At 65.1% G+C, this 20,859-nt stretch carries 19 protein-coding genes; 9 read left to right on the top strand and 10 right to left on the bottom strand.

Annotated elements, in window-relative coordinates; translation table 11 throughout:
- Window positions 1–44: 44 nt before the first annotated feature.
- Together AB3X99_RS23875 and AB3X99_RS23870 are read right to left on the bottom strand one after the other, a co-directional pair.
- Window positions 45–557: a DUF421 domain-containing protein gene (locus tag AB3X99_RS23875; RefSeq protein WP_368618337.1), complete on the bottom strand. Its 513-nt coding sequence runs from the start codon at window positions 555–557 to the stop codon at window positions 45–47.
- Window positions 558–792: 235 nt separating this feature from the next.
- Window positions 793–984 carry a hypothetical protein gene (locus AB3X99_RS23870; protein WP_342949736.1) on the bottom strand — a complete coding sequence of 64 codons (192 nt, stop codon included), beginning with the start codon at window positions 982–984 and terminating at the stop codon, window positions 793–795.
- Window positions 985–1,199: 215 nt separating this feature from the next.
- Between AB3X99_RS23870 and AB3X99_RS23865 the strand changes: the two genes are divergently transcribed.
- From AB3X99_RS23865 to AB3X99_RS23845, 5 genes are all read left to right on the top strand, one after another.
- Complete coding sequence (locus AB3X99_RS23865) at window positions 1,200–2,201, top strand: SDR family oxidoreductase (RefSeq protein WP_368602777.1); 1,002 nt, start codon at window positions 1,200–1,202, stop codon at window positions 2,199–2,201.
- Between the two features lie 147 nt (window positions 2,202–2,348).
- On the top strand, window positions 2,349–3,596 hold the full coding sequence (locus tag AB3X99_RS23860; RefSeq protein ID WP_368618336.1) for a phosphatidylserine decarboxylase family protein: 1,248 nt from the start codon (window positions 2,349–2,351) through the stop codon (window positions 3,594–3,596).
- A 338-nt stretch (window positions 3,597–3,934) separates the two neighbouring features.
- Entirely contained in the window at window positions 3,935–5,974 is a 2,040-nt protein-coding gene (locus AB3X99_RS23855) for a VTT domain-containing protein (protein WP_368618335.1), read from the top strand.
- Window positions 5,971–6,717 (top strand): endonuclease/exonuclease/phosphatase family protein, encoded by a 747-nt coding sequence (locus tag AB3X99_RS23850; protein ID WP_342949740.1) that lies wholly within the window; start codon window positions 5,971–5,973, stop codon window positions 6,715–6,717. The genes AB3X99_RS23855 and AB3X99_RS23850 overlap by 4 nt, the downstream gene beginning before the upstream one ends.
- 330 nt (window positions 6,718–7,047) lie before the next feature.
- On the top strand, window positions 7,048–9,387 hold the full coding sequence (locus AB3X99_RS23845; protein WP_368618334.1) for a PAS domain S-box protein: 2,340 nt from the start codon (window positions 7,048–7,050) through the stop codon (window positions 9,385–9,387).
- A gap of 11 nt (window positions 9,388–9,398) precedes the next feature.
- Here AB3X99_RS23845 and AB3X99_RS23840 read toward each other — a convergent pair whose 3' ends face one another.
- Complete coding sequence (locus tag AB3X99_RS23840) at window positions 9,399–10,004, bottom strand: response regulator receiver protein (protein ID WP_368618333.1); 606 nt, start codon at window positions 10,002–10,004, stop codon at window positions 9,399–9,401.
- A gap of 464 nt (window positions 10,005–10,468) precedes the next feature.
- Window positions 10,469–10,936, bottom strand: coding sequence for a PRC-barrel domain-containing protein (locus AB3X99_RS23835; RefSeq protein ID WP_069263065.1), 468 nt, complete (start codon window positions 10,934–10,936; stop codon window positions 10,469–10,471).
- A gap of 157 nt (window positions 10,937–11,093) precedes the next feature.
- Here AB3X99_RS23835 and AB3X99_RS23830 point away from each other — a divergent pair, with 157 nt between their 5' ends.
- Complete coding sequence (locus AB3X99_RS23830; protein ID WP_069263066.1) at window positions 11,094–11,255, top strand: DUF1328 domain-containing protein; 162 nt, start codon at window positions 11,094–11,096, stop codon at window positions 11,253–11,255.
- An 86-nt stretch (window positions 11,256–11,341) separates the two neighbouring features.
- Here the strand turns inward: AB3X99_RS23830 and AB3X99_RS23825 are convergent, their stop codons facing one another.
- Window positions 11,342–12,871: an FAD-dependent oxidoreductase gene (locus AB3X99_RS23825; protein WP_368618332.1), complete on the bottom strand. Its 1,530-nt coding sequence runs from the start codon at window positions 12,869–12,871 to the stop codon at window positions 11,342–11,344.
- 386 nt (window positions 12,872–13,257) lie between these two features.
- On the opposite strand from AB3X99_RS23825, the gene AB3X99_RS23820 reads away from it, so the two are divergent.
- Entirely contained in the window at window positions 13,258–13,941 is a 684-nt protein-coding gene (locus AB3X99_RS23820; RefSeq protein ID WP_069263068.1) for a glycosyltransferase family 2 protein, read from the top strand.
- Window positions 13,942–13,955: 14 nt separating this feature from the next.
- On the opposite strand, the gene AB3X99_RS23815 is transcribed toward AB3X99_RS23820, so the two are convergent.
- The gene (locus tag AB3X99_RS23815) at window positions 13,956–14,573 is read right to left on the bottom strand and encodes an SAM-dependent methyltransferase (protein WP_069263069.1); all 618 of its coding nucleotides are present in this window, start codon (window positions 14,571–14,573) and stop codon (window positions 13,956–13,958) included.
- A 282-nt stretch (window positions 14,574–14,855) separates the two neighbouring features.
- Between AB3X99_RS23815 and AB3X99_RS23810 the strand changes: the two genes are divergently transcribed.
- Entirely contained in the window at window positions 14,856–15,890 is a 1,035-nt protein-coding gene (locus tag AB3X99_RS23810) for a flavodoxin family protein (protein WP_368618366.1), read from the top strand.
- A 133-nt stretch (window positions 15,891–16,023) separates the two neighbouring features.
- Window positions 16,024–16,746, top strand: coding sequence for a PIG-L deacetylase family protein (locus tag AB3X99_RS23805; RefSeq protein ID WP_176732853.1), 723 nt, complete (start codon window positions 16,024–16,026; stop codon window positions 16,744–16,746).
- A gap of 14 nt (window positions 16,747–16,760) precedes the next feature.
- On the opposite strand, the gene AB3X99_RS23800 is transcribed toward AB3X99_RS23805, so the two are convergent.
- From AB3X99_RS23800 to AB3X99_RS23785, 4 genes are read right to left on the bottom strand one after another with little or no spacing between them, the layout of a single operon-like run.
- A complete protein-coding gene (locus AB3X99_RS23800; RefSeq protein WP_368618331.1) occupies window positions 16,761–17,705 on the bottom strand; it encodes a glycosyltransferase family 2 protein in 945 nt (314 codons plus the stop codon).
- Window positions 17,684–18,727, bottom strand: coding sequence for a UDP-glucuronic acid decarboxylase family protein (locus tag AB3X99_RS23795; protein ID WP_069263071.1), 1,044 nt, complete (start codon window positions 18,725–18,727; stop codon window positions 17,684–17,686). Before AB3X99_RS23795 ends, AB3X99_RS23800 begins: the two co-directional genes overlap by 22 nt.
- Window positions 18,728–18,764: 37 nt before the next feature.
- Complete coding sequence (locus AB3X99_RS23790) at window positions 18,765–19,721, bottom strand: glycosyltransferase family 4 protein (RefSeq protein ID WP_368618365.1); 957 nt, start codon at window positions 19,719–19,721, stop codon at window positions 18,765–18,767.
- Window positions 19,718–20,854 (bottom strand): glycosyltransferase family 9 protein, encoded by a 1,137-nt coding sequence (locus tag AB3X99_RS23785; protein WP_368618330.1) that lies wholly within the window; start codon window positions 20,852–20,854, stop codon window positions 19,718–19,720. Before AB3X99_RS23785 ends, AB3X99_RS23790 begins: the two co-directional genes overlap by 4 nt.
- Between the last annotated feature and the right edge of the window lie 5 nt (window positions 20,855–20,859).

The following is a 20,859-nucleotide window of genomic DNA, read 5'->3' as shown; positions in this document are numbered from 1 at the left end:
ATTCCACGCGCTCGGCCGTCCGGGGCGAAATTTGCAGTGCCTTGTCAGCGGCTGTTGCGTTCGTCGGCGCTGGGCTTCACGATCAGGCTGATTTCGCCATTCCTTTCCAGCAGCGCAGCCTCGACCCTATCGAGCGAGGAACCGTGAAGTCCGACGCGGACGGCTTCGAGCACATCGGCCCGCGTGATGAGCGCCGCGGACATCTGCGCATCATCGAAGGTCCCGTCGCGGTACACCGTACGGGCCTCACCGCCAATGACGCGCTCGACGAAGCGTGAGCGCACACACAGCCACCCAAGCGCCCGGTGCATCAGCACGAGCACGAGGGACGCCGCGACGGTGGGGACGGCAGGCGACGCGCCGACAATGAACCGGCTCAGGGTTGCGCCGAGCAGGATGGCAACGACATAGTCGAAGGTCGAGCGCTGCCCGAAGGACCGCCTGCCCGAAATACGGATGAGGACGAGGGTAAGCAGGAACGCTGCTGCGGCGCGGGCAGCCATCTGCCACGCGTCGAGATCCTTGCCTTCCCCGAAAACCGCGTTCAGTGTGTTCATTTTTCGCACCTCCAGTCCTTGCTTCGAGCACCGGGGGGCGAGGCGACGCGAGCGCCTGGACCTCGCCGCCCCGTTCCCACGCATCAACCGTGCGTGGCGCGGGAACGATACCCGGCATGCAATGAACCAGCAGCGCGATCAGGACCGCAACCGCCAGCAAGCAGACGTCGAGGCAAAGTCATTGTGCCGTGCCTCGCACGACGTGAGCGTAAGCGGCGCGCGCAGCGATGGCGGTTCAGCCGCCGCCGATTCCTTGCATGACCTTTCCCGTGCCTCCGCAAACGGCACAGCGCTTGCCCTGCACCAGCCCGGTGCCGTGGCAGGCTCCGCACAGGTCCTCGCCTACGCCTGGCGCGCCCGGTTGGCCTTCGTCACCCGGATTCAATGGAATTTCATTCTGGCCAGATTCCGGCTTTGAACGTTGCATGGCTAGCCCCTTGAAAGTGAATGCCCGTCTGGCGTTTTCAGGCCTGACGATCAGGCAGGATTGAGCGCAGTCGCCATGCCCAGCCCGCGAAGACCCTCCCGCAGCGCCCACCGCGACGGCGTACCGGCCGAGGCCGTGGGTACGGTGAATGCGCAGAAGGCGGGCACAAACAAACAGGTTCGCCTTTCCGTTGCCCATCCCTATTGGAGTCCAGCATGCCTTCCCGCGAAATATCGGCGTCCCGTCGCAACTGGATGCAAGCCGCCTCGGCAGGTGTCCTTGCCGCAGTAGCGCCCGCCGCGATGGCGCAGGAGCCGGGTACCGCGAGTGGTCCGACGCCGCAGGAGGATCCCCGCGCCGCTTATCCGCATCCGCCATTTCCCGCCCAGCAGCAACCCTGGCCCGGACTCGCGGGACGCATGACGCCGCGGCCCGACCACGGGGAAACGAGCTATCGCGGCACCGGGCGTCTAAGCGGCCGCAAGGCGCTCGTGACGGGCGGCGACTCGGGCATTGGACGTGCAGCCGCCATCGCGTTCGCGCGGGAGGGCGCCGATGTCGCGATCGCCTACCTGCCGCAGGAGGAGCCGGATGCCCGCGAAGTTGTACAGTTGATTCAGTCTGCAGGCCGCAAGGCGGTTCCGCTGGCAGTCGACATCCGCAGCGAAGCGGCGTGTCAATCGCTGGTGGAACGCGCGGTGTCAGGGCTAGGCGGCCTCGAGGTCCTCGTGAACAATGCGGGACGACAGCAAAGTCACGACTCGATCCTCGACATCAGCACCGAGCAGTTCGACTGGACCCTCAAGACCAACCTGTATGCGATGTTCTGGATCACCAGGGCGGCCATTCCGCACATGCAGGCAGGCGCCGCAATTATCAACACGACTTCCGTTAACGCCTACGACCCGTCTGCTAACTTGCTCGACTACGCCATGACCAAGGCGGCAATAGCGAACTTCACCAAGGGGCTCGCGAAGCAAATGATCAAGCGGGGAATCCGGGTCAATGGTGTGGCGCCAGGACCTTTCTGGACCGCACTACAAGTGAGTGGTGGCCAGACCATGGAGAACGTGCAGAAGTTCGGCGAGCAGGTGCCGATGGGCAGGCCGGGTCAGCCGGCAGAAATCGCGCCGATCTATGTCGAACTCGCATCGGCGCAGGCCTCGTACATTACCGGACAGATCTATGGCGCCTCGGGTGGAGCGGGCAACCCGTGAGTATCGCGACGAATGGTCGTCGTGTTGCCACTCTCTATGCTGAGATTGACGGTTCGCTCAGTGGCAGGACGGCTGTTCGTGAACGCGGCTGGCCAACGTAGCGGGCTTGCGGATTGCTGGGACTTCGACATTGCGTGGAGGAGGGCAATGAGTATGGAAACGGGAGCAGTGCGCCGGCGCCTCGGTAACTGGATGCCAGGCGAGGAGCAAAAAAGCGCGACGTTCAGGCTGGAAATCGCGCGGCAGGCCCGAGCGCGCGCGGCGCGTGCAGCGCTGTCCAGCGTCGTGCAGGATCTCGGAAAACTCATTGACGGCGATCCGGTGCTACGGATGAACCTCGCGCGAGCGATAAGCGAGGCGCTTGAGCAGGGTAAGCAGCTGGGGTATTCGGATATCCACGAGCTGCTCGCCATCATTGACTATCTGACGACATACAGCCCGCCATTCGACAGCGATGCACCGATGGCCACGCCACTCAATACCGTTCTTGAATGGCCAATGTGCATGCCGTCCGGCTATGCGGTTTTCCGGGATCCGGCGTTCAATGCGCAGTTGCGTCGCGTCCTCAATACGTGGTGCGCGTTTCTCAGCGGCCCACGGTCACGCGTATGGCTCAACGATGCGCCGAAGGGCTGGTTCAGCCCTCCCGCGTTGGAGAAGCTCGGGATGGACGACTTCGTCCATGATCGTACGCGAGCGCATTGGGGCTTCGATTCGTGGAACGGTTTCTTTACGCGCCATCTGCGTCCCGGCGCCCGGCCGGTGGCGAGCCCGGACGATCCTGCCGTGATCGTGAACGCGTGCGAAGCGTCGCCCTTCGACGTGCGCGAGGGCGTGCAGCTGATCGACCGCTTCTGGATCAAGTCGCAGCCCTATTCGCTCAAGGAGATACTGACGTCGAGCGACGAGGCGCTTGCCCGACGCTTTGTCGGTGGCACGGTGTACCAGGGCTATCTGAGCGCGTACAACTACCATCGGTGGCACGCTCCTGTCGACGGCAGGGTCCGCGAAGCCTACAACGTCGACGGCACCTACTATTCGGATGCCGAAGCGGAGGGCGAAGACCCGAGTGGACTTAACGACTCCCAGGGCTACACCACTGCCGTTGCCGCTCGCGCAGTGATCGTCATCGAAAGCGACAACCCTGTCATTGGGGAAGTTGCGTGCGTCTTCGTGGGCATGGCCGAGGTTTCGTCATGCCAGATATGCGTACGCCCAGGCGATGAGCTTGGAAAGGGCGACGAGCTCGGGTGGTTTCAGTACGGGGGAAGCACCTACTGCCTGATTTTCCAGCCGGGCGTCGTCGAGCGCTTCGCGCCGCGACCACCGTGGCATGACGACGTGCCGCCACTCCGCGTCAATTCGGCGTTGGCTTTCGCGCGCAGCGGCGCTTGAACCGGAACGCAGTGGCAACCGTGATCTACACGGGGCCACTTGCGCCGAGACCAGCCGTGGTCTGATCCGGTCGTATGCAGGCTAAGTGATTCGGGACCGCGAATTGCGCCGGTCCACGCATGAACCCGCAGATCAAGAGGCGTCCAAGCGGTGCGCTCGAGGACCCGCGCGCCGGTTCCCCAAACTTGCTCCAGCCTGGCCAGACCTGCGAATGCGTTCGTCATGCCGCGCGTTTCCGTCTGCTGATCGACGCGGCGGACTATTTCGCGGCGCTACGTGTAGCGATAGTCCGGGCGCGCCGCAGCGTGATCATTGTCGGCTGGGACATTGACAGCCGCATGACGCTTGTGCCCGCGGGCGCGGGCGATGGATTCCCCGAGCCGCTCGGCGATTTTCTTGCCGCCGTGGTGGCCAGCCGTCCTCTGTTGCACGTTCGGATTCTGGCGTGGGATTTTGCCATGCTGTATGCGCTCGAGCGCGAATGGTTGCCCGCATACAAGCTGGGCTGGCGCAGCGGCAAGCGCATGGACGTGCGGCTGGACAGCCATCACCCACCGGGTGCCTCGCATCACCAGAAGATGGTGGTCGTGGACGACCGGCTGGCCTTCGTGGGAGGCATTGATCTTGCCCGTTCACGTTGGGATTCGTCCGCGCACGCGCCATATGAGCCGCGCCGGAGCAACGGTCCGCGCCAGTACTATGGACCGACCCATGACATACAGGCCATGTTCGACGGCGAGGCCGCCCGCACTGTAGCGGCAATAGCGAACGAGCGGTGGCATATGGCGCAGAGGATCTCGCGGAGGGCCCCGCGCGCGCAGGAAGTGTCCCCGTGGCCTGCGACTGAGCCGGTCCGCTCGCCGGCATCCCCATCTGCAAGCGTCGATCCCTGGCCCCCGGGCTACGCGCCCGATATCGAGGACGTGAAGCTGGGGATTGCGCTTACGTGCGCTCCCCATGACCACCGCGAAGGGGTCCAGCAGATCGGCGCCCTCTATCGCGCCGCGATTGACGCTGCGCGCCGAACCCTCTACATCGAGAATCAGTACTTTACGGCGAGTGCCGTGGGCGACGCACTCGCGCAGCGGCTTTCGCAGCCCGATCCGCCCGCGGTCGCCGCCGTCATGCCGCGCGAACAGACCGGCTGGCTGCAAGCCGCGACCATGGGCACGCTGCGCGCGCGACTCTATCGTAGACTGCGTGATATGGACCGGTATGCGCGGCTACGACTGTACTCGCCTTGGAGCGGCGACTCAGGTGACGTATCCATAAACGTCCACAGCAAGCTCATGATCGTCGACGATGCGCTGCTGATCGTTGGGAGTGCGAACCTCAACAATCGATCGATGGTGCTCGATACAGAATGCAACGTCGTGCTGGAAGCCGCCGGCGACCAACGTGTGCGCGCCGCGATCGCGGCGATGCGCAATGCGCTGCTTGCCGAGCATCTGGGCGTGGATCGCGCGCAGGTCGACGCCGCTTTCGTGCGATTCGAGGGCGACATCCACCGCGTGATCGGTGCTTGTGCAGGCGGCACGCGCGGTCTGCACGTGCTCGAGCCGAAGGTGAGTGCGATGCTCGACCAATGGGTTCCCGAAAGCGCCGTAGTCGATCCGGAGCAACCTGCCGTGCCGGACGAAGTCGTGCGCGAGTTCGTGCCCGGCCGCGGGGGACGCTCGATTACCGGACGGCTCATGCTGCTCGGCCTGGGCGCGCTCTTTGCCGTTTTGATGACGCTCGCGTGGCACTACACAGGGCTCGCTCGCTATGCGAACCTCGCCAGTATCGGCAACGCGGCCCGGGCGCTGGCGGCCGTGCGCTTCGGGCCCGTGCTCGTGGTGGGCGCTTATGCGCTTGCGGCAGTCGCTTCGGTGCCTGTCACGGTTCTGATCGTCTGCGCGGGGGTGTTATTCGGCGCGTTCGCGGGTAGTCTCTATGCGTTGGCTGGATCGCTGCTCGCCGCACTGATCACCTATTCGATCGGCCGATGGGCTGGCCGCGACGCGGTGCGGCGGCACGCCGGTTCGCGCCTGAACCTGCTTTCGGCGCGGCTTGGCAAACAAGGCGTGGCCGCGGTGGTCGTGCTGCGCATTCTCCCGTTGGCCCCTTTCGTGCTCGTCAATCTGGCGGCGGGCGCTTCGCACATCGGACTGCGCGACTATCTGCTGGGCACGCTCATTGGCATGGGGCCTGGCATTATCCTCGGTGCCACCTTCGCGCAACAGCTTGCCGCCGCTGTGCACCATCCGGGAGTCGGGTCGGTGGCATTGCTTGTGGCAATCGGTGCCGTGCTGGTGGCACTGTCCGCAGCGCTGCAGCGCTTTTTCGGAGCGCGTGCATCGCAAGGAAACGCTGCGGCGAAAGGCGGCCCGAAGTGACAGCCGGTCTCGTGAAGGAGGTGCAAGGCGGGCGGGGCGGCGAGCTGACGCTTGTCACCTGGAACATTCACGGCGCAGTGGGAACGGACGGCGCGCGCGCACCGGAGCGCATTGCGCGCGTGCTTATCGAAATCGATGCCGACATCGTTGCGCTGCAGGAAGTGCCACTCGGCGGCGCGGCTGCGGCGAGCGCCGATGTTTTGGCGGGACTCGCCCGCGCCACGAACCGCCGGGCCGTAGCGGGCCCGACGCTTGATACGCCTCAGCGCCGGTTTGGCAACGCGGTGCTCACACGGTGGCCTGTGACCGAGGCGCGCACGCTCGACCTCTCCTTTGGCGGGCGCGAGCCACGCGGCGCACTCGACGTCGACCTCCTGTGCAACGGCGAGGCGCTGCGTGTGGTCGCGACGCATCTCGGTTTGCGGCCGCGTGAGCGGCGCGCACAGATTGCCCAGCTGCTGACAGCATTCGACCGGCCGGGGCTTCCCGTCATACTTGCGGGCGACATCAACGAGTGGTTGCTATGGGGCCGCGCATTGCGCATGCTGGCCGGGCATTTCCGGGCAGCGCCGGCACCAGCCACTTTTCCCTCGCGCTGGCCCATGCTCGCGCTCGATCGCGTGTGGATGCATCCAGCGTCGCGCCTGGCGAGCGTGCAGGCCTGGAGCCACGGCGAGGCACCGGTGGCCTCGGATCATCTGCCGGTCGTCGCACACATCGCGGCAGGGGCGCGCGATAGATGAGCTATCTCAGCCAAATGCGTGGGAAAGCGACATAACAGGCGCCGAGGCATCCCTCCAAACTGGCAGATTATTTGTGTGAAGGATATCGCCCCTGGCCGTATGCCCGCCGCGGATGGACTCGTTCACGGAAATACGGCTTGTTCCAATGTCGGGCTCGGGACGAATTCACCCAAGGCTCAGAAATTGCTCTCTACGTCCACTCTGGGGTGTGCTGTTCAGGATTCCATCGGGAGGGCCAATGCTGAAAGTCATTGTTGACGCCGTTTTCGACGCCGCGGTTTGCGGGAAGCGCCGGGAGTCGCGCAGCGAGTCGCGATAATGGAGCAGCGCATGTCCCAGTCTCCATCCACCGACCCAGCGATGGCCTGGGAAATGGCGCTGGTCGCTCGCGTCTCCGAGTACGGGATCTTCCGTCTGACGGATGCGGGAATCGTCGCCACCTGGAACCCAGGCGCGGCGCGCATCAGCGGTTACGATGCCGCGGAGATAATCGGCAAGCACTTCTCCGTTTTCCACGCCGCCGAGGACAGGCAAGCCGGCGTGCCGGAGGCGATGCTGCAGTCTGCCCGTGAGCACGGGCACTGCGAGGCCGAGGCGTGGCGCTTGCGCAAGGACGGCTCACGTTTTTGGGCGAACGTCCTGGTTATACCGCTTTCGGCACCGGACGGAAGTTTGAGCGGGTTCGCAAACATCGTCCGGGATGTCACGGACAAGCGGCTTGCTCACGAAGCAGTGCTCGAAAGCGAGCGCAATTTCAGGCTGCTCGTCCAGGGTGTTACCGACTACGCGCTCTTCATGCTCTCGCCAGAGGGCATTGTCACGAACTGGAACGTCGGCGCTGCCAGAATCAAGGGCTACGAGGCGGACGAAATCGTCGGGACTCACCTGCGGTGGTTCTATACGCCCGAAGACGCTGCGAAGGGGCTACCCGAACGCGGTCTGGAGATCGCTGCGCGTGAGGGCCGCTTCGAAGCGGAAGGATGGCGCGTCAGGAAAGACGGAAGTCGTTTCTGGGCCAACGCCATCATTGATGCGATTCGGGATGAGCACGGCGAACTCGTTGGCTTCGCCAAGATCACGCGCGACGTGACCGAGCGCAAGGTTGCCCAGGAACAGCTGGAGAAGGCGCGGGCCGCATTGCTGCAGTCGCAGAAAATGGAAGCCATCGGCAAGCTGACCGGCGGAGTCGCGCACGACTTCAACAACGTCCTTCAGGTGCTGCGTGGCAATCTCGAGCTGCTGGAGCGCCGCCACCGCGATTCCTGGTCCCGCGAGCGCCTCGAAAAGGCAATCGAGGCGACCGAGCAAGGCGCAACCCTCGCTTCACAACTGCTCGCCTTCGGTCGGCGGCAAGCATTGCAGCCCGCAGTGGTCAACCTTGCGGTCATGCTCAGGAATATGAACGACATGCTGCGCCGGGCGCTCGGCGAAATGATTCAGGTGGAAACGGTGGTCTCGGGTGGTCTCTGGAACACGCTCGTCGACCCCAATCACCTGGAGAATGTCGTGCTGAATCTCGCCATCAACAGCCGCGACGCGATGCCCCGGGGCGGTCGGCTGACGCTTGAGTTGTCGAACACAACGCTCGACAGCCACTATCACGCGCTTCCTGACGATGTCGCCGAGGGGCAGTATGTGCTGCTTGCGATTACGGACACAGGCACGGGCATGCCGCCGGAAGTGATGGAGCATGCGTTCGAACCGTATTTCAGCACCAAGGCCGAAGGGGAAGGGACGGGACTGGGATTGAGCATGGCCTACGGCTTCGTCAAGCAGAGTAGAGGCCACATGCGGATCTACAGCGAAGTCGAACACGGGACCACGGTCAAGATCTACCTGCCGCGATCGACGGAAGAGGTTGTCGAGCCGGAGCCTTTACCGATGCCACGAGTTCCGGGCGGCTCAGAAACCATTCTCGTGGTCGAAGACGACAAGCGTGTTCAGTCCACCGTGATCGAGATGCTCACCGAACTTGGTTACGTCGTGCTGAAGGCGGATGACGCACAAGGCGCGATGGTGATCATCCGGAGCGGCGCCAGGATTGATCTGCTGTTTTCCGACGTGGTGATGCCGGGGCCGATGCGCAGCACCGAAATGGCAAAAATGGCGGTGCGTGTCTTGCCGGGCCTGAAGGTGCTCTTTACTTCGGGCTACACACAGAACGCCATCGTCCATGGAGGACGGCTTGACCCGGGGGTGCATCTGCTCAGCAAGCCGTACAGCCGTGAACAGCTGGCAAGGAAAATACGGCGCATGCTGGCACATCGGCCCGGTTCGGTTCGTCCCGCTGCGCGAAGTGCACCCAACGCGGGCGCGCCGCAAGTTTCCATACTTGTAGTCGACGATGACGCTGCTTCCCGCGAAGCAGTGAGCGAACTACTGTCGCAGATGGGCTACGCAGTCCGGGAGGCCGGCAATCTGGAGTGCGCCCTGCGCGAGGTGAGTGAAAGTGTGCAGATCCTTGTCACTGATATCGCGCTGCCCGACGGGTCGGGCATCGAACTCGCCCGGATTGCACTTCAGCGGGTGCCGACACTGAAAGTCATCTTTGCTTCGGGCACCGAGGCGCCGCCCGCCCACGATGTGGGCTTTGAGTTCGCCTCCGTGCGCAAACCGTTTTCGGCAGAGCAGTTGCGCGATCTCATTGAGTCGGCCCGTACGGGAGCATGATCGGCACGCGGTCAGTGGTCGTCTGCTATGCGCTCGACATGGCAGTCGCCGATCCTGTCGATCGCGTTTAGCAGCTCATTGAGCGCCAGTGGTTTGTGGATGATCTCGTCGACCTTGCCGGTGAAAGCCGGCGCGTCCTGCGGCCACACCAGTGCGATGATAGGTGGTCTTTCGATGCAGGTATCAAAGCCCTCTATCAGCAACGTGGAGGCGCCGCGAGAAAACAGCGAGACATCGACGACGATCAGTTGCGATGGTTCGAGCCAGACTTCGTGCCAGGTATCGAAGGCACGCGCCTTCGACCGCCCGTAACCCCGCCCGTAACCCTTCACGTCGAGCAAAACGGCTAACGAATCCCGGACCCACTTGTCGTGCCCAACAATCACAATCGGTCCGGATACCGGCGCTGGTTTCGGTACGCCATGGGCGGCAGACCTGCGCAGCTGGCACTCGCTGCGCAGCCACTCCAGTCGAGACAGATAATAGCGATCCTGCGCCCTCGCAAGCCCAGCGGGGGACGTCGCTGGATCGTGCTCAAGGCGTTCCAGGTCCTGCGTCGCTCTTTTCAGCTCGGCCACCGCAGTACCGAATGCGAGCGCGTCGTCGGGCTTCAGCATGGAGATTTCACGTGAGATACATAAGGAAGGACATAGGGGCGCCACGCCTTCAGACGATCAGTCGCGAGAAATTGGCATTTATTCCGGAAGCTTTTCCGGACCTTGCGAATTCGAAGCCAAGCCTTCAGGCCCGGAGCACAAATATTAATTCTGAATTCGATGGGAAACGAATTAAAAGAAAATATGGGGCTCCGGCCACAATAGAGCATGCATCGCGATGCGAACCATGGAGATAGTGAGGTTGGGTATGGTTAACAGGATGGCTCATCGCGAATAGTCAGACCATCATTGGGAGAATGGCATGCAGCCGCCCGGCGCTGCCGTCGCTGCATAGCGTTCTCATGAAGCCGTGCAAGCGCGTTCGTGGTCTCGCTGGGCGATCGCGCGCCGGGCCTCGAAGAGGCCACAGCGCGGACATTCATAGCCGAAGGGAGGCATGACTGCCAAACCTCCGCCATTGGCTCTCAGAGCAGTGGGTCCTCCGATCCACTACGCGCGACAGGCGATCCGCTCGCGCTCCAGTACGGGCGTCGGTTGTAGTAGTCATGCAATTGCGTACCCCACGAAACGTCGGCCATCGAAGGCCAGTGATCCTTGTCGAAGCCGGGGTCGTCCTTGATGCGCTGGGCCGTCTGGTCGACGCGGAAACATTTTTCGGCAGTGTCCAGCGTCAGCGCGCTCCACGGGATCGCGTGAAGGGTGGTTCCCATACCGAGAAATCCGCCTTCGGACAGCACGGCGTAAGCAACGCGGGCGCTTCGCACATCAAGCATGATGTCGGAGATCTTGCCCACGTGTTCGCCGTCGGACGAATAAACCTTGTTGCCGTCGAGCGTGGCGGCGGCCATGACTTCAGGGCCCGGCCCATCGCCGATACCGCCTCCGGTGATCTTGGCGCCAGCGTTGGGCGAGAGGGGATCAGAGGTAGTCATTTCGTGCTCCAGGGTGGTTAGAGGCGATCACTGAACAGCATCCCGCATGCCGCGCAATCCCATTTCACGCAAACACTCCGTTTGACAGCCAGTTCCTCGCAGTGCGCGCCCAGGCACAGAGGGTGCGCTCTGGTTGGCATACTTCAAGGAGCGGGCAATGCTTTACTACGCGATCGTTTTTTTCGTGATAGCCATCATCGCAGCTGTCTTCGGGTTTGGTGGGATCGCCGCAGGCGCGGCGAGTATCGCCAAAATTCTGTTCGTCATTTTCGTGATCCTCTTTTTGGCGAGCTTGCTGTTTGGACTTACCAGGCGTTAAAGAATCAGCGCCTCGAGTCATGGTACGAAACGGGGTACGGCAAAGACGATGGCGCGGCGCTTATGGCCGATATGCAGCTCGCCTGATCAAAAGCCCAGAATTCCGCGCGCTGCGTCGACGGACAGGGGCCTGCGCATGCGCTCGCTCATGAGCGCCATCTCGCGATCGTAGCCGCCGGCGAGTGCGGCCCGAAGGCGGCCCGACTCAGCGTAGAGGACTCCAAAGCGATCGTCGCCGGCGCGGCCGGCAATCACCAGATCGTCCCAATGTCCGGCATGCCCCAGATAGTCGACGCGCTTGTCGTAGTGCTGGGTCCAGAAGAACGGCACGCCGTCGTAGCTTGCCGTCTGGCCCAGCATGTTGAGCGCCGCGATGCGTCCTTGTTGCTGTGCAACGCGCCAATGTTCGATGCGTGTGCGCTGCGGCGTTTCCAACGCGCTGCTGAGCGTGAATCGCGCGATATCTCCCGCCGCGTAGGTTTCGCCGCAGACCCGCATCGTCGCATCCACATCGAGTCCGCCGTCCTCGCCGATCTCGGCGCCGCTGACAAAGTGCGTAGCCGGTCGCACGCCAATGCCGACGATCACGGCCTTCGCGCGCAGCGCGCTGCCGTCGTCGAGTTCGACCGCTTCGACCTCGCGCGCGCCGCTGAAGCGCAGCGCCTTCGCGCGCCGAAACATCACGCCGTGGGATTCGTGCCAGTCGCGGAACATCCCGCCGATACGCTCGCCAAGCACGCGTTGCAGCGGCACACCTGCGGGGGACACGATGGTGACTTCGACGCCGCGTCTGCGCAATGCCGAGGCCGTTTCCAGGCCGATGAAGCTGTCACCCAGCACCACGGCGCGCTCGGTTGGCGCGAGCGCGTGGAGTATGGCTGCGGCGTCTGCCAGGTTGCGCAGCGTGAACAGGTTGCCAAGTTCGGCGCCCGGTATATCGGGTCGTTTTGCCACCGAGCCGCTCGCGATGAGCACGGCGTCGAAGGTATGCATGTCGCCATCGGCTAGTGTGACGTGTCTCGTCTGGACGTCGCAGTGTTTGACCGCTCTGTGCTCGACGCGCAAGCGCTTGTCGTGGGCCACGCTTTCGGGCAGGATCGGCGGGACCTCGTCGGGCGTCATCTCGCCGGCGGGCACGAATTTGCTGAGACAGGTACGGTCGTAGGGCACTTGCGGCTCGGCGGCGAATATCGTCACCTCGCCCGCGAATTCGCTTTCCAGCAGCGTGGCGACGGCCGCTGCGCCCGCCGCACCGCCGCCGATCACCGCGAAACGACGGGCGGACCTGGCGTGCGCGGAGGGCGTGCGAGGCGCGGCGGCACGCTGTGGCGTGAGTTCGACGAGGACGGCGTCGCCTTCGATACGCACGGGGTACGACGTCAGCCCCTCCAGTGCAGGCGGTTCGAGACACGCGCCGCTTTCGATCGAGAACACGCCCTTGTGCCATGGGCATACGATGCGGCCTGCGCACAGCGCGCCCTGTTCGAGTGGCGCGCCCGCATGCGGGCAGTCCGCGCTGAATGCGCGGATGCGATCGCCCGCGTTCACGAGCAGCACGGCGACCCCTTCCAGCTCGATGCGCCGCATGGCCGTCGGGGGCACTGCTGCCACATCCATTGCCTTGATCCATCCAGCCATAGCGTGCTCCGGTCTCTTCTGTGGGACCCCAAGCGCAATCGATGTGCCGGGAGACGCGTGCGCCAATGCCGCGCCCGGGCGCGAGCGGGGCCGGCGCAACGCTGCGAAAAGGTTCGACTGAGGCATCGGCGAAGGAGTGGACGAGAACGGTACGTACGCGTCGACATTGCGACCCCGGGTGTCGAAGGCCGCGCAGGCGCCGGTATAGGGGCGGTCGGCGCAGGCATCCGGCGTGCGCTGCAGGGGATGAGACTGCGCCGCTCGAGCGCGAAATGCGTGCGCATGCAGTCTGGCCTTTGCTGCGTACGCCACGATGGAACTTCGGGTGGCATGACGCAATGTCACGCCAACACCATGGAGTTCGAATGATCGGGGTCATTATTCCTGCGCACAACGAAGCGGGCCTGATCGCCGCGTGTCTTGCCTCGGTGCGGTGCGCCGCGACGCATCCTTCGCTGCGAGGCGAAGCGGTTCGGCCGCTCGTGGTGCTCGACGCCTGCACGGACGCATCGGCTGAGATCGTCTCGGACTTCGGGTTCGAGGCCCTATGCATAGAAGCGCGCAACGTTGGCGTCGCCCGCGCTGCCGGTGCTGAGGCCTTGCTCGCCTGCGGCGCGCGCTGGCTGGCCTTCACCGACGCGGACAGTCACGTGGCGCCCGACTGGCTTGCCGCGCAGCTCGCGCTTGCCGCGGACGCCGTGTGCGGGCCCGTGAGCGTGGACGACTGGAGCGCGCTGGCGCCTTGCGCCCGCGCGACCTGGGAGCGGCGCTACCGCGACGCGGACGGGCATCGCCACATTCATGGCGCAAACCTGGGCGTCGCGGCGCACGCGTATTTGCGCGCTGGCGGTTTTCCGCCGCTTGCCTGCAGCGAAGACGTCGCGCTGGTCGATCTGCTGATCGCGACAGGCGCCACGCTCGCGTGGAGCGCGGCGCCGCGCGTGGTGACCAGCGGGCGGCGCGACGCGCGTACGCGCGGCGGCTTCGGCGACACGCTCGCCGCGTGGGCGGACGGCGTGGACGATAGCGAGCAGTCGGTTGCGCCTTGAGTCTCAGCGTGTCTTCACGCGCGTTCGCGGCGCGCGACACTGAGCCGATCGCGGCTCCAGACATCGAGCAGGAAATCCGTGTCTTCGATCTGAACGACGGCATGCAGCGCGGCGTTTGCCGCCGCCTGCGCGAAGATGCCATGCACCTGGGCGCTTTGCAGCATCCACGTCTCGCCGCCGTGACGCCAGTGGCAGCATGCCAGCGTGCCATCGGCGGCGAGCGAGGAGGCGGCTAGCGTGGCGAGCGAAGTGCAGTCGCTTGCGTTCAGGTAGTACGCGAATTCGCTCATCACGATCAAGTCGAACTGTCCGGCGGGCCAGTCGCGCGGCATGGCGAGCGCGTGCACGTCCACGTTCGCGAACGCGGCAAGGCGCTCTTGTGCCGCCGCGACGGCGCGAGGCGAGAAGTCCGCGCAGACCAGATGCTCGCAACGCCGCGCCAGGTCGGCGGACAAGGCTCCGATTGCGCAAGCCGGCTCGAAGGCCATGCGATAACGCTCGCGCGGCAGCGACGCGAGCAGCAGCGCGCGCTTGCGCGCCTCGTACCAGCTGTCGCGGTAGTGCCATGGATCGGGGTTCGCGGCGAACTTGCTGTCGAAATAGCTGGCGAGCGATGTGGGGGGACGGTCCATCGTTATCCTTGCGATCGCGGGTTTTAGCGCTGCCGCCAGTCTTCGCCGGACCCGAGGACCGCGCCGGCGGTCGCGGCACAGCGGCGGCGCCCAGGTGTGCACGCAAACACCGTTCCGCAACCCGCGCGCCCGCGTCGGCGCGCCATGGCAACGGGCCGAGCCGGAACGCCAATTGCGCGGGAGAGGCGTTCGACAAGCCGTATCGACAAGGGATCCATCATGAAACAGAAGCCGGCGGAAGTACGCACGCCGCGGGTGCGAAAAGGACAGATGATGCAAGGTCTGTCGCGCGAAGCGTTTCGGGCGCGTTTTATGGCCCGCTATCACGATCCCGCGTTTCGTGCCGAAGACGCCGCACTCGCGCGCCTCGAAACGATTGCCTGGGATGCCTATAGCGAAGGACGCAAGGCGCCGCTGACCGCGAAGGCGGGAGAGGGTTACGCCGACCCCGACTATGACCTCTCCACCGAATGGCGCCTCACGCACCAGCGCCTTGAAGCCGCGCAGCGGCGCCAGCGGGAGAGCGGCACGCGCTCCCGCGTGATCGTGGTGAATGCGTCGTCGCGCAATGACTATACGTGCCCGGGAGAGATGTCGAAGAGTTTTCGGCTCGCGCAGCTCTGCGAGCATGAACTGACGCAGGCCGGCATCGAAGCCGACATGCTCGACCTCTCGCGCCTCGCTGCCGAACCCGACCTTCACATTTATCCGTGCAAGGGCTGTGTTTCCACGGCAATGCCGCTATGCCACTGGCCGTGCAGCTGCTATCCGAACCATTCGCTCGGTCAGGTCAACGACTGGATGGCGGAGATTTACGAGCGCTTCGCGGCCTGCCACGGCGCGATTTTCGTGACGCCGGTGTACTGGTATCAGGTGAGTAGCCCGCTCAAGCTGATGATGGACCGACTCGTATGCGCGGACGGCGGCAATCCCGATCCCTCCTCGACTCACGGCAAGCATCCGGACGAAGCGAAAGCGCTTGAACTGGCGGGCTGGCATTATCCCAGGCATCTTGCGGGACGAGCGTACGGCGCGATCGTGCATGGCGATGTGGCAGGCATCGAGGACACGCGCCGCGCGCTTTCCGACTGGCTCGACTGGATGGGTTGGGTCGACGCGGGCGCGTCGGCGCGCATCGATCGCATGGTGGGCTACTACGAACCCTACGCGAGCTCACATGACGCACTCGACGCCGACGTGCGCTTCCAGCAGGAGGTGGCCAACGTGGCGCGCGCGGTGGGAAAAGCGGTGGTCGCGCTCCGCGCGGGCAAGCTGCATCGCGCCGACGAAGGTATCGAGCCGCCGCGTGCGAAATGAATCTGACCGGCATTGCACGGCCATATGCAGTTGTAGAAGCTACGTGCAAGCGCTGCAAGCGATACGATCCGGGGCACCACCGCGCCATATCACGTGCATGCCATTGGGCGTCTGGAGCCCAAAAGGAGAAACGATGTCGATTGCTCTGCCTCACGACATGAGCGACGGCGCGCCGCGGCTGATTGTGGTTTCGCCACATCTGGACGACGCGGTGCTCGGCTGCGCAGGTCTCATCGCAAGGTGCCCTGGTTCGATCGTTTGCACGGTGTTCGCGGGTGAACCCGCCACGCCGATGCATACGCAATGGGATGAAGCCAGCGGCTTTGCCGATGCGCACGAAGCCGTGCGCGCGCGCAAGCGGGAGGACGAGCGCGCACTTGCGCTGTGTGGCGCGACGCCGTTGTGGCTGGATTTTCTGGATGGACAGTACGGCGCGACGCCCGACGTCGCGGACGTTGCGCACGCGTTGGCCGAGCAGTTCGCGCGTTTCGGCGCCTGGCTGCCCGTGTGCCCGTTCGGCCTGTGGCACTCCGATCATCAACTCGTGGGCGCCGCGTGCCGTTCGCTGCTGCAAACGGAGCGCATTAAACGATATATCGCCTATGAGGACGCGATTTACCGCGCAATGCCCGGTGTGCTCGATGCAGGCTTCCAGCGCCTCGAAGCAGAGCGCTTGCGGGTGAGCCCGATGCGCGCGCAGGCGTTCGGCCGGTATCCGGCTCGGCGGCTCGCGGCGATCAAGCGGCGCGCAGTGGGGGCGTATCCGAGCCAGATGCGTGCATTTGGGCCGTTTCCGCCGGATGTGGAGCGGCCCGAGCGTTACTGGCAGGTGGAGCGGCCTGCATTGCCCACGTAGGCACAGCGCCTCCACTACCAATTTGAAGCCGACGTGTCCGAGTGCTCGACGGCCCCCCGCGGCGCGCGATCGCCACGGTTTTTTTCTGCCTCCCGCACGGCCGCGCGCATGCGCAGCACGCGCGCAGCAACGGGCCGTCGGCGGCGCAGGGCCCAGCCTATGCCCCGCCAAAGCTCACGAAGATCCTCGCCTGGCCGTCCCGCACGGCACGCGCTGCCGAGTGCCCGCCACGTCGCCGTCAGCGCTTCGCCACAGGGCAGACGCAGCCACGCAACGAGCGCAGCATTGCGCGCCAGCATTCGGCGGCGCAGCGCGCTGTCACGCGCGAGCGAAGGCCGATGGTGCACTTCGAGTTCGCTCGCATAAGCAATATCGTGGCCGCCTTGCAAGACATCGAGCGAAAGCAATGCTTCCTCGCCGCCGATGAAAAGACGCGGTTCATAACCGCCCAGCGCGTTGAAGAGCGCGGTGCGGAACACGCATGCACCTGCCATGAAGCCGACCAGATTCGGCAGAGGATGAGCCGCATGCGCCAATGGGCTCGCGGCCATCAATGCGCAGGCTGGATCGAGTGTGTCTTCCTCGCCCACGTGCACGGACGCCGTGAGCACGCCAATGCGCGCATGGCGGTCCAGCAATTCGACAGCGCGCGTAAGCGACCCCGGCTGCCAGTCGGTGTCGTCGTCACTGAACGCCACATAGTCCGTCGTCACGCGGGCGGCGCCCGCATTGCGCGCGGCTGCGCCGAGGTTGGCTTCGCAGCGCAGCACGCGCAAACCCGGATACGTCTGCGCGAGCAGGTTTGGCGTGCCGTCGGTCGAGCCGTTATCCACCACGATGACTTCGGGCCGCTCCGGCAGACGCAACAGCGAGGCGACCGTGCGCATGACTTCGGCGCGCCGGTTGTGCGTGAGCACGACCACGCTGATGCGGCGGTTCAGGAAGAAGAGACCTTGCATACCTGCGTCTCCACACGGTTCGTCTTCGCCGCTGCCGCGGCGGTGCTCGCGAGCAAGCCTCCTGGATCAGCGCTTGCGATCTCGCGCTGGAAATACGCGATGGTCGCGCTCAAGCCGGCATCGAACGATGTGTGCGGCGACCAGCCGAGCAGCGCGCGCGCGCGTTCGATGGAAGGGCAACGGCGGCACGGATCGTCCACGGGCAGCGGCGCAAAGGCGATCTCCGAGCTCGACTGCGCGGCGGCGATCACGCGGCGGGCCGTGTCGAGCATCGAGATTTCCTGCGGGTTGCCGATATTCACGGGGCCGTCCGGGGGCGTTGCGCGACTCATCAGCAGTACGAGGGCGTCGATCAGATCGTCCACGTAGCAGAAACAGCGCGTTTGCGATCCGTCGCCATAGACGGTCAGCGGCTCGCCGCCCAGCGCCTGCATGACGAAGTTCGAGATGACGCGGCCGTCGCGGGGATGCATGCGCGGTCCGTACGTATTGAAGATCCGCGCAATGCGAATGTCGAGGCCATGCTGGCGCATGTAGTCCATGCACAGCGTTTCGGCGCAGCGCTTGCCTTCGTCGTAGCACGAGCGCGGGCCAATGGGATTCACGTGGCCCCAGTAGTCCTCGGTTTGCGGATGGCGGCGCGCGTCGCCGTAGACTTCGCTGGTGGAGGCCTGCAGCAGTTTCGCCCGCACGCGCTTGGCGAGCCCGAGCATGTTGATCGCGCCGTGCACGCTCGTCTTGGTCGTTTGCACCGGATCGTGCTGGTAGTGCACCGGCGAGGCGGGGCAGGCGAGGTTGTAGATCTCGTCCACTTCCACGTAGAGCGGAAAGGTGACGTCGTGGCGCATCAGTTCAAAGTTGGCGTTGTCGAGCAGATGCGCCACGTTGCGCTTGGAGCCGGTATAGAAGTTATCGACGCACAGCACGTCGTGGCCCAGCGCCACTAGCCGCTCGCACAAATGCGAGCCGAGAAAGCCTGCGCCGCCGGTGACGAGAATGCGTTTGCGGATGAGTTCTTTCACGTTTGCCGTCCTTTGAAAAGCGCTGCAAGCCACGCGTTTACGCGGTCACTTCTCGCAACGCGAGATCCCAGTCGTGCGCGAAGCGATCGATGGAAAAGCGTTCGAGCGCGCCGCGCCGCGCGCCTTCGCCGAGGCGCCGTGCGAGTGCAGGTTCCCGGATGAGCGTGCGCATGCAGTCGACCAGGCGATCGATGCGCGTATCGACGAAGCCGTTCTCGCCGTCGCGTATCACGCTTGCGAGTTCCGTCGTGGCGAGCCCGACAATGGGCAGTCCGACCATCATCGCCTCGACAATGGCCAGACCGAGGCTCGTCCAGCGGATCGGATTGAAGAAGAAGCGGTAGCGCGACACGAACTGCGCGAGCTCGACATTCGATATCTCGCCGATGCCGCCGAGGCTTTGCGCCTCCATGCCCACGAGATCGAGCGGCACCTTGTGACGAACCTGCGCGAACACGTCCGCGCCGAGCCGCCGCCCCCGTTCGCGCAGATGATTGACGACGACGATGCCGCGCGGCGTCGTGCCCGTGTAGCGCGCGCCTTCAGGCACGAGCACGCCATGCTCGATCACGCGCGTGGGCGTCGCGCCGCTGTCCCACATGAGCGCGTTGAACGGCGTGACGTGCACGAGCAACGCGCCGCCGTCGTCTACCCAGTGCCGCTGCGCAAACGGCGCCTCCTGCGGCGGGTCGTGCTCGATATACACGCGCGGCAAGCGGCGCTGCGCGTCGCTCAGCAGCTCGAACCGGTCATGCTCCCAATGGCTGCGCTGCTGGTACACGACTACGTCGAACTCATTCGAGGCGACGTCCTCGGCCACGACCTCATGGACGTTCGCGCCCCAGGGAAGCACACCCGCGCGGCCCGCGTAGCCCGACGGGCGCCCCGGTTTGGTCACGACATGGAAGTCGTGCGGCGCCTGCGTAAGGTAATAAAGATAGTTGCCGTGTACGTGCCAGGTGAGCACACGCAAGGGCCGCGTGTTCCGCATCAGCATGGCGGGGTCCTCCTCATCGGCATGGGGGCAACGCTTCCCCGGGCTGCGAAGCCGGGCATGCGGTGGGTATCGAGCAAGTGCGCTTGCGCAACGGCCGCGACCTGCTCGGCGCTCACGTTGAGCGCGCAAGGGTGGCCATACGGGCAGGCGTGGAACGAGCAGGGGCGGCAAGCGGGCCAGTCGGCGAGCACGCGGTGCCGGGCGCGGTCGAGCGGCGCCCAGCGCCGCGTGTCGCTGCCTGAGGCGACGACCACGCTCGGCGTGCGCATGGCGGCCGCCACATGCGAAATGCCCGTGTCGTTGCAGAGCACGAGCCGGGCCTGGCGCACGAGCGCCGCCAGCGCACCGAGCGTGGTTTCGCCCGCGAGATGATGAGCCGTCTGCGTCATGCCGCCCAGTACGCTCGCGGTCAACTCGCGTTCGCCTGCGGTGCCGGTCACGGCGATCTGCCAGCCGTCGAAGGCGAGCGCGTCGGCAACGGCGGCAAAGCGCTGGGCCGGCCAGCGCCGCGAGGGCAGCTGCGCACCCGGATGCACGAGCACGAGCCGCCCGGCTTCGAGTCCAAAGCGCTCGACGAGGTCGTCGCACGCAGCGTAGTCCGCGTCGTAGAGCGGAAACCAGAGGGTGTCGTCGCGCAGCGCATGGCCTCGCGCGCCCAGCGCGTGCATCAGCGCGAGGTAGCGCTGCGGCTCGGGCAGCGCATCGGGCCACGGCACGTAGCAGCCGGGCGGCGGCGCTTCGCCGGGCTGGCTAAAGCCTCCGAGCGCGCGCGCGCCGAACTCGTCGACCAGCACGTTTGCCACGCCTCCGCTGCCATGGAGCTGGATCGCGAGATCGAAGCGGCGCATGCGCATCGCGTCGAGAAAGGCAGGCAGGCCGCGCTCGTCCTCGGCCTGTTCGGGAAAGCCGCGCGCGCCGGGAAAGACAATGTGCTCATCGACCAGCGTGGGGTAGCGCGCCACGAAATCGGCTGACCACGGCAGACCGACGAGGGCGATGTGCGCGCGGGGGCAGGCTGCACGCAACGCGCGCAACGCGGGCACGCTGCAGAGCATGTCGCCGAGCTGCAGCGCGCGGAAGATCACGATGCGGCGGGGGGCGAGGGCGTCGAGCAGAGTCGGCATGGGCACATCCG

The organism is Paraburkholderia sp. BR10882 (assembly GCF_040948855.1).
Taxonomy (GTDB): domain Bacteria; phylum Pseudomonadota; class Gammaproteobacteria; order Burkholderiales; family Burkholderiaceae; genus Paraburkholderia; species Paraburkholderia nodosa_A.
Note: the sequence above shows the minus strand (reverse complement) of the source record. Positions and strands in the feature narration are given on the sequence as shown.

What these genes read in the sequence shown, in the direction of transcription:
- AB3X99_RS23875 (WP_368618337.1), bottom strand. Translation starts at nt 557, where the DNA reads ATGAACACACTGAACGCGGTTTTCGGGGAAGGCAAGGATCTCGACGCG.
- AB3X99_RS23870 (WP_342949736.1), bottom strand. Translation starts at nt 984, where the DNA reads ATGCAACGTTCAAAGCCGGAATCTGGCCAGAATGAAATTCCATTGAAT.
- AB3X99_RS23865 (WP_368602777.1), top strand. Translation starts at nt 1,200, where the DNA reads ATGCCTTCCCGCGAAATATCGGCGTCCCGTCGCAACTGGATGCAAGCC.
- AB3X99_RS23860 (WP_368618336.1), top strand. Translation starts at nt 2,349, where the DNA reads ATGAGTATGGAAACGGGAGCAGTGCGCCGGCGCCTCGGTAACTGGATG.
- AB3X99_RS23855 (WP_368618335.1), top strand. Translation starts at nt 3,935, where the DNA reads ATGACGCTTGTGCCCGCGGGCGCGGGCGATGGATTCCCCGAGCCGCTC.
- AB3X99_RS23845 (WP_368618334.1), top strand. Translation starts at nt 7,048, where the DNA reads ATGTCCCAGTCTCCATCCACCGACCCAGCGATGGCCTGGGAAATGGCG.
- AB3X99_RS23840 (WP_368618333.1), bottom strand. Translation starts at nt 10,004, where the DNA reads ATGCTGAAGCCCGACGACGCGCTCGCATTCGGTACTGCGGTGGCCGAG.
- AB3X99_RS23835 (WP_069263065.1), bottom strand. Translation starts at nt 10,936, where the DNA reads ATGACTACCTCTGATCCCCTCTCGCCCAACGCTGGCGCCAAGATCACC.
- AB3X99_RS23830 (WP_069263066.1), top strand. Translation starts at nt 11,094, where the DNA reads ATGCTTTACTACGCGATCGTTTTTTTCGTGATAGCCATCATCGCAGCT.
- AB3X99_RS23825 (WP_368618332.1), bottom strand. Translation starts at nt 12,871, where the DNA reads ATGGATGTGGCAGCAGTGCCCCCGACGGCCATGCGGCGCATCGAGCTG.
- AB3X99_RS23820 (WP_069263068.1), top strand. Translation starts at nt 13,258, where the DNA reads ATGATCGGGGTCATTATTCCTGCGCACAACGAAGCGGGCCTGATCGCC.
- AB3X99_RS23815 (WP_069263069.1), bottom strand. Translation starts at nt 14,573, where the DNA reads ATGGACCGTCCCCCCACATCGCTCGCCAGCTATTTCGACAGCAAGTTC.
- AB3X99_RS23805 (WP_176732853.1), top strand. Translation starts at nt 16,024, where the DNA reads ATGTCGATTGCTCTGCCTCACGACATGAGCGACGGCGCGCCGCGGCTG.
- AB3X99_RS23800 (WP_368618331.1), bottom strand. Translation starts at nt 17,705, where the DNA reads ATGCAAGGTCTCTTCTTCCTGAACCGCCGCATCAGCGTGGTCGTGCTC.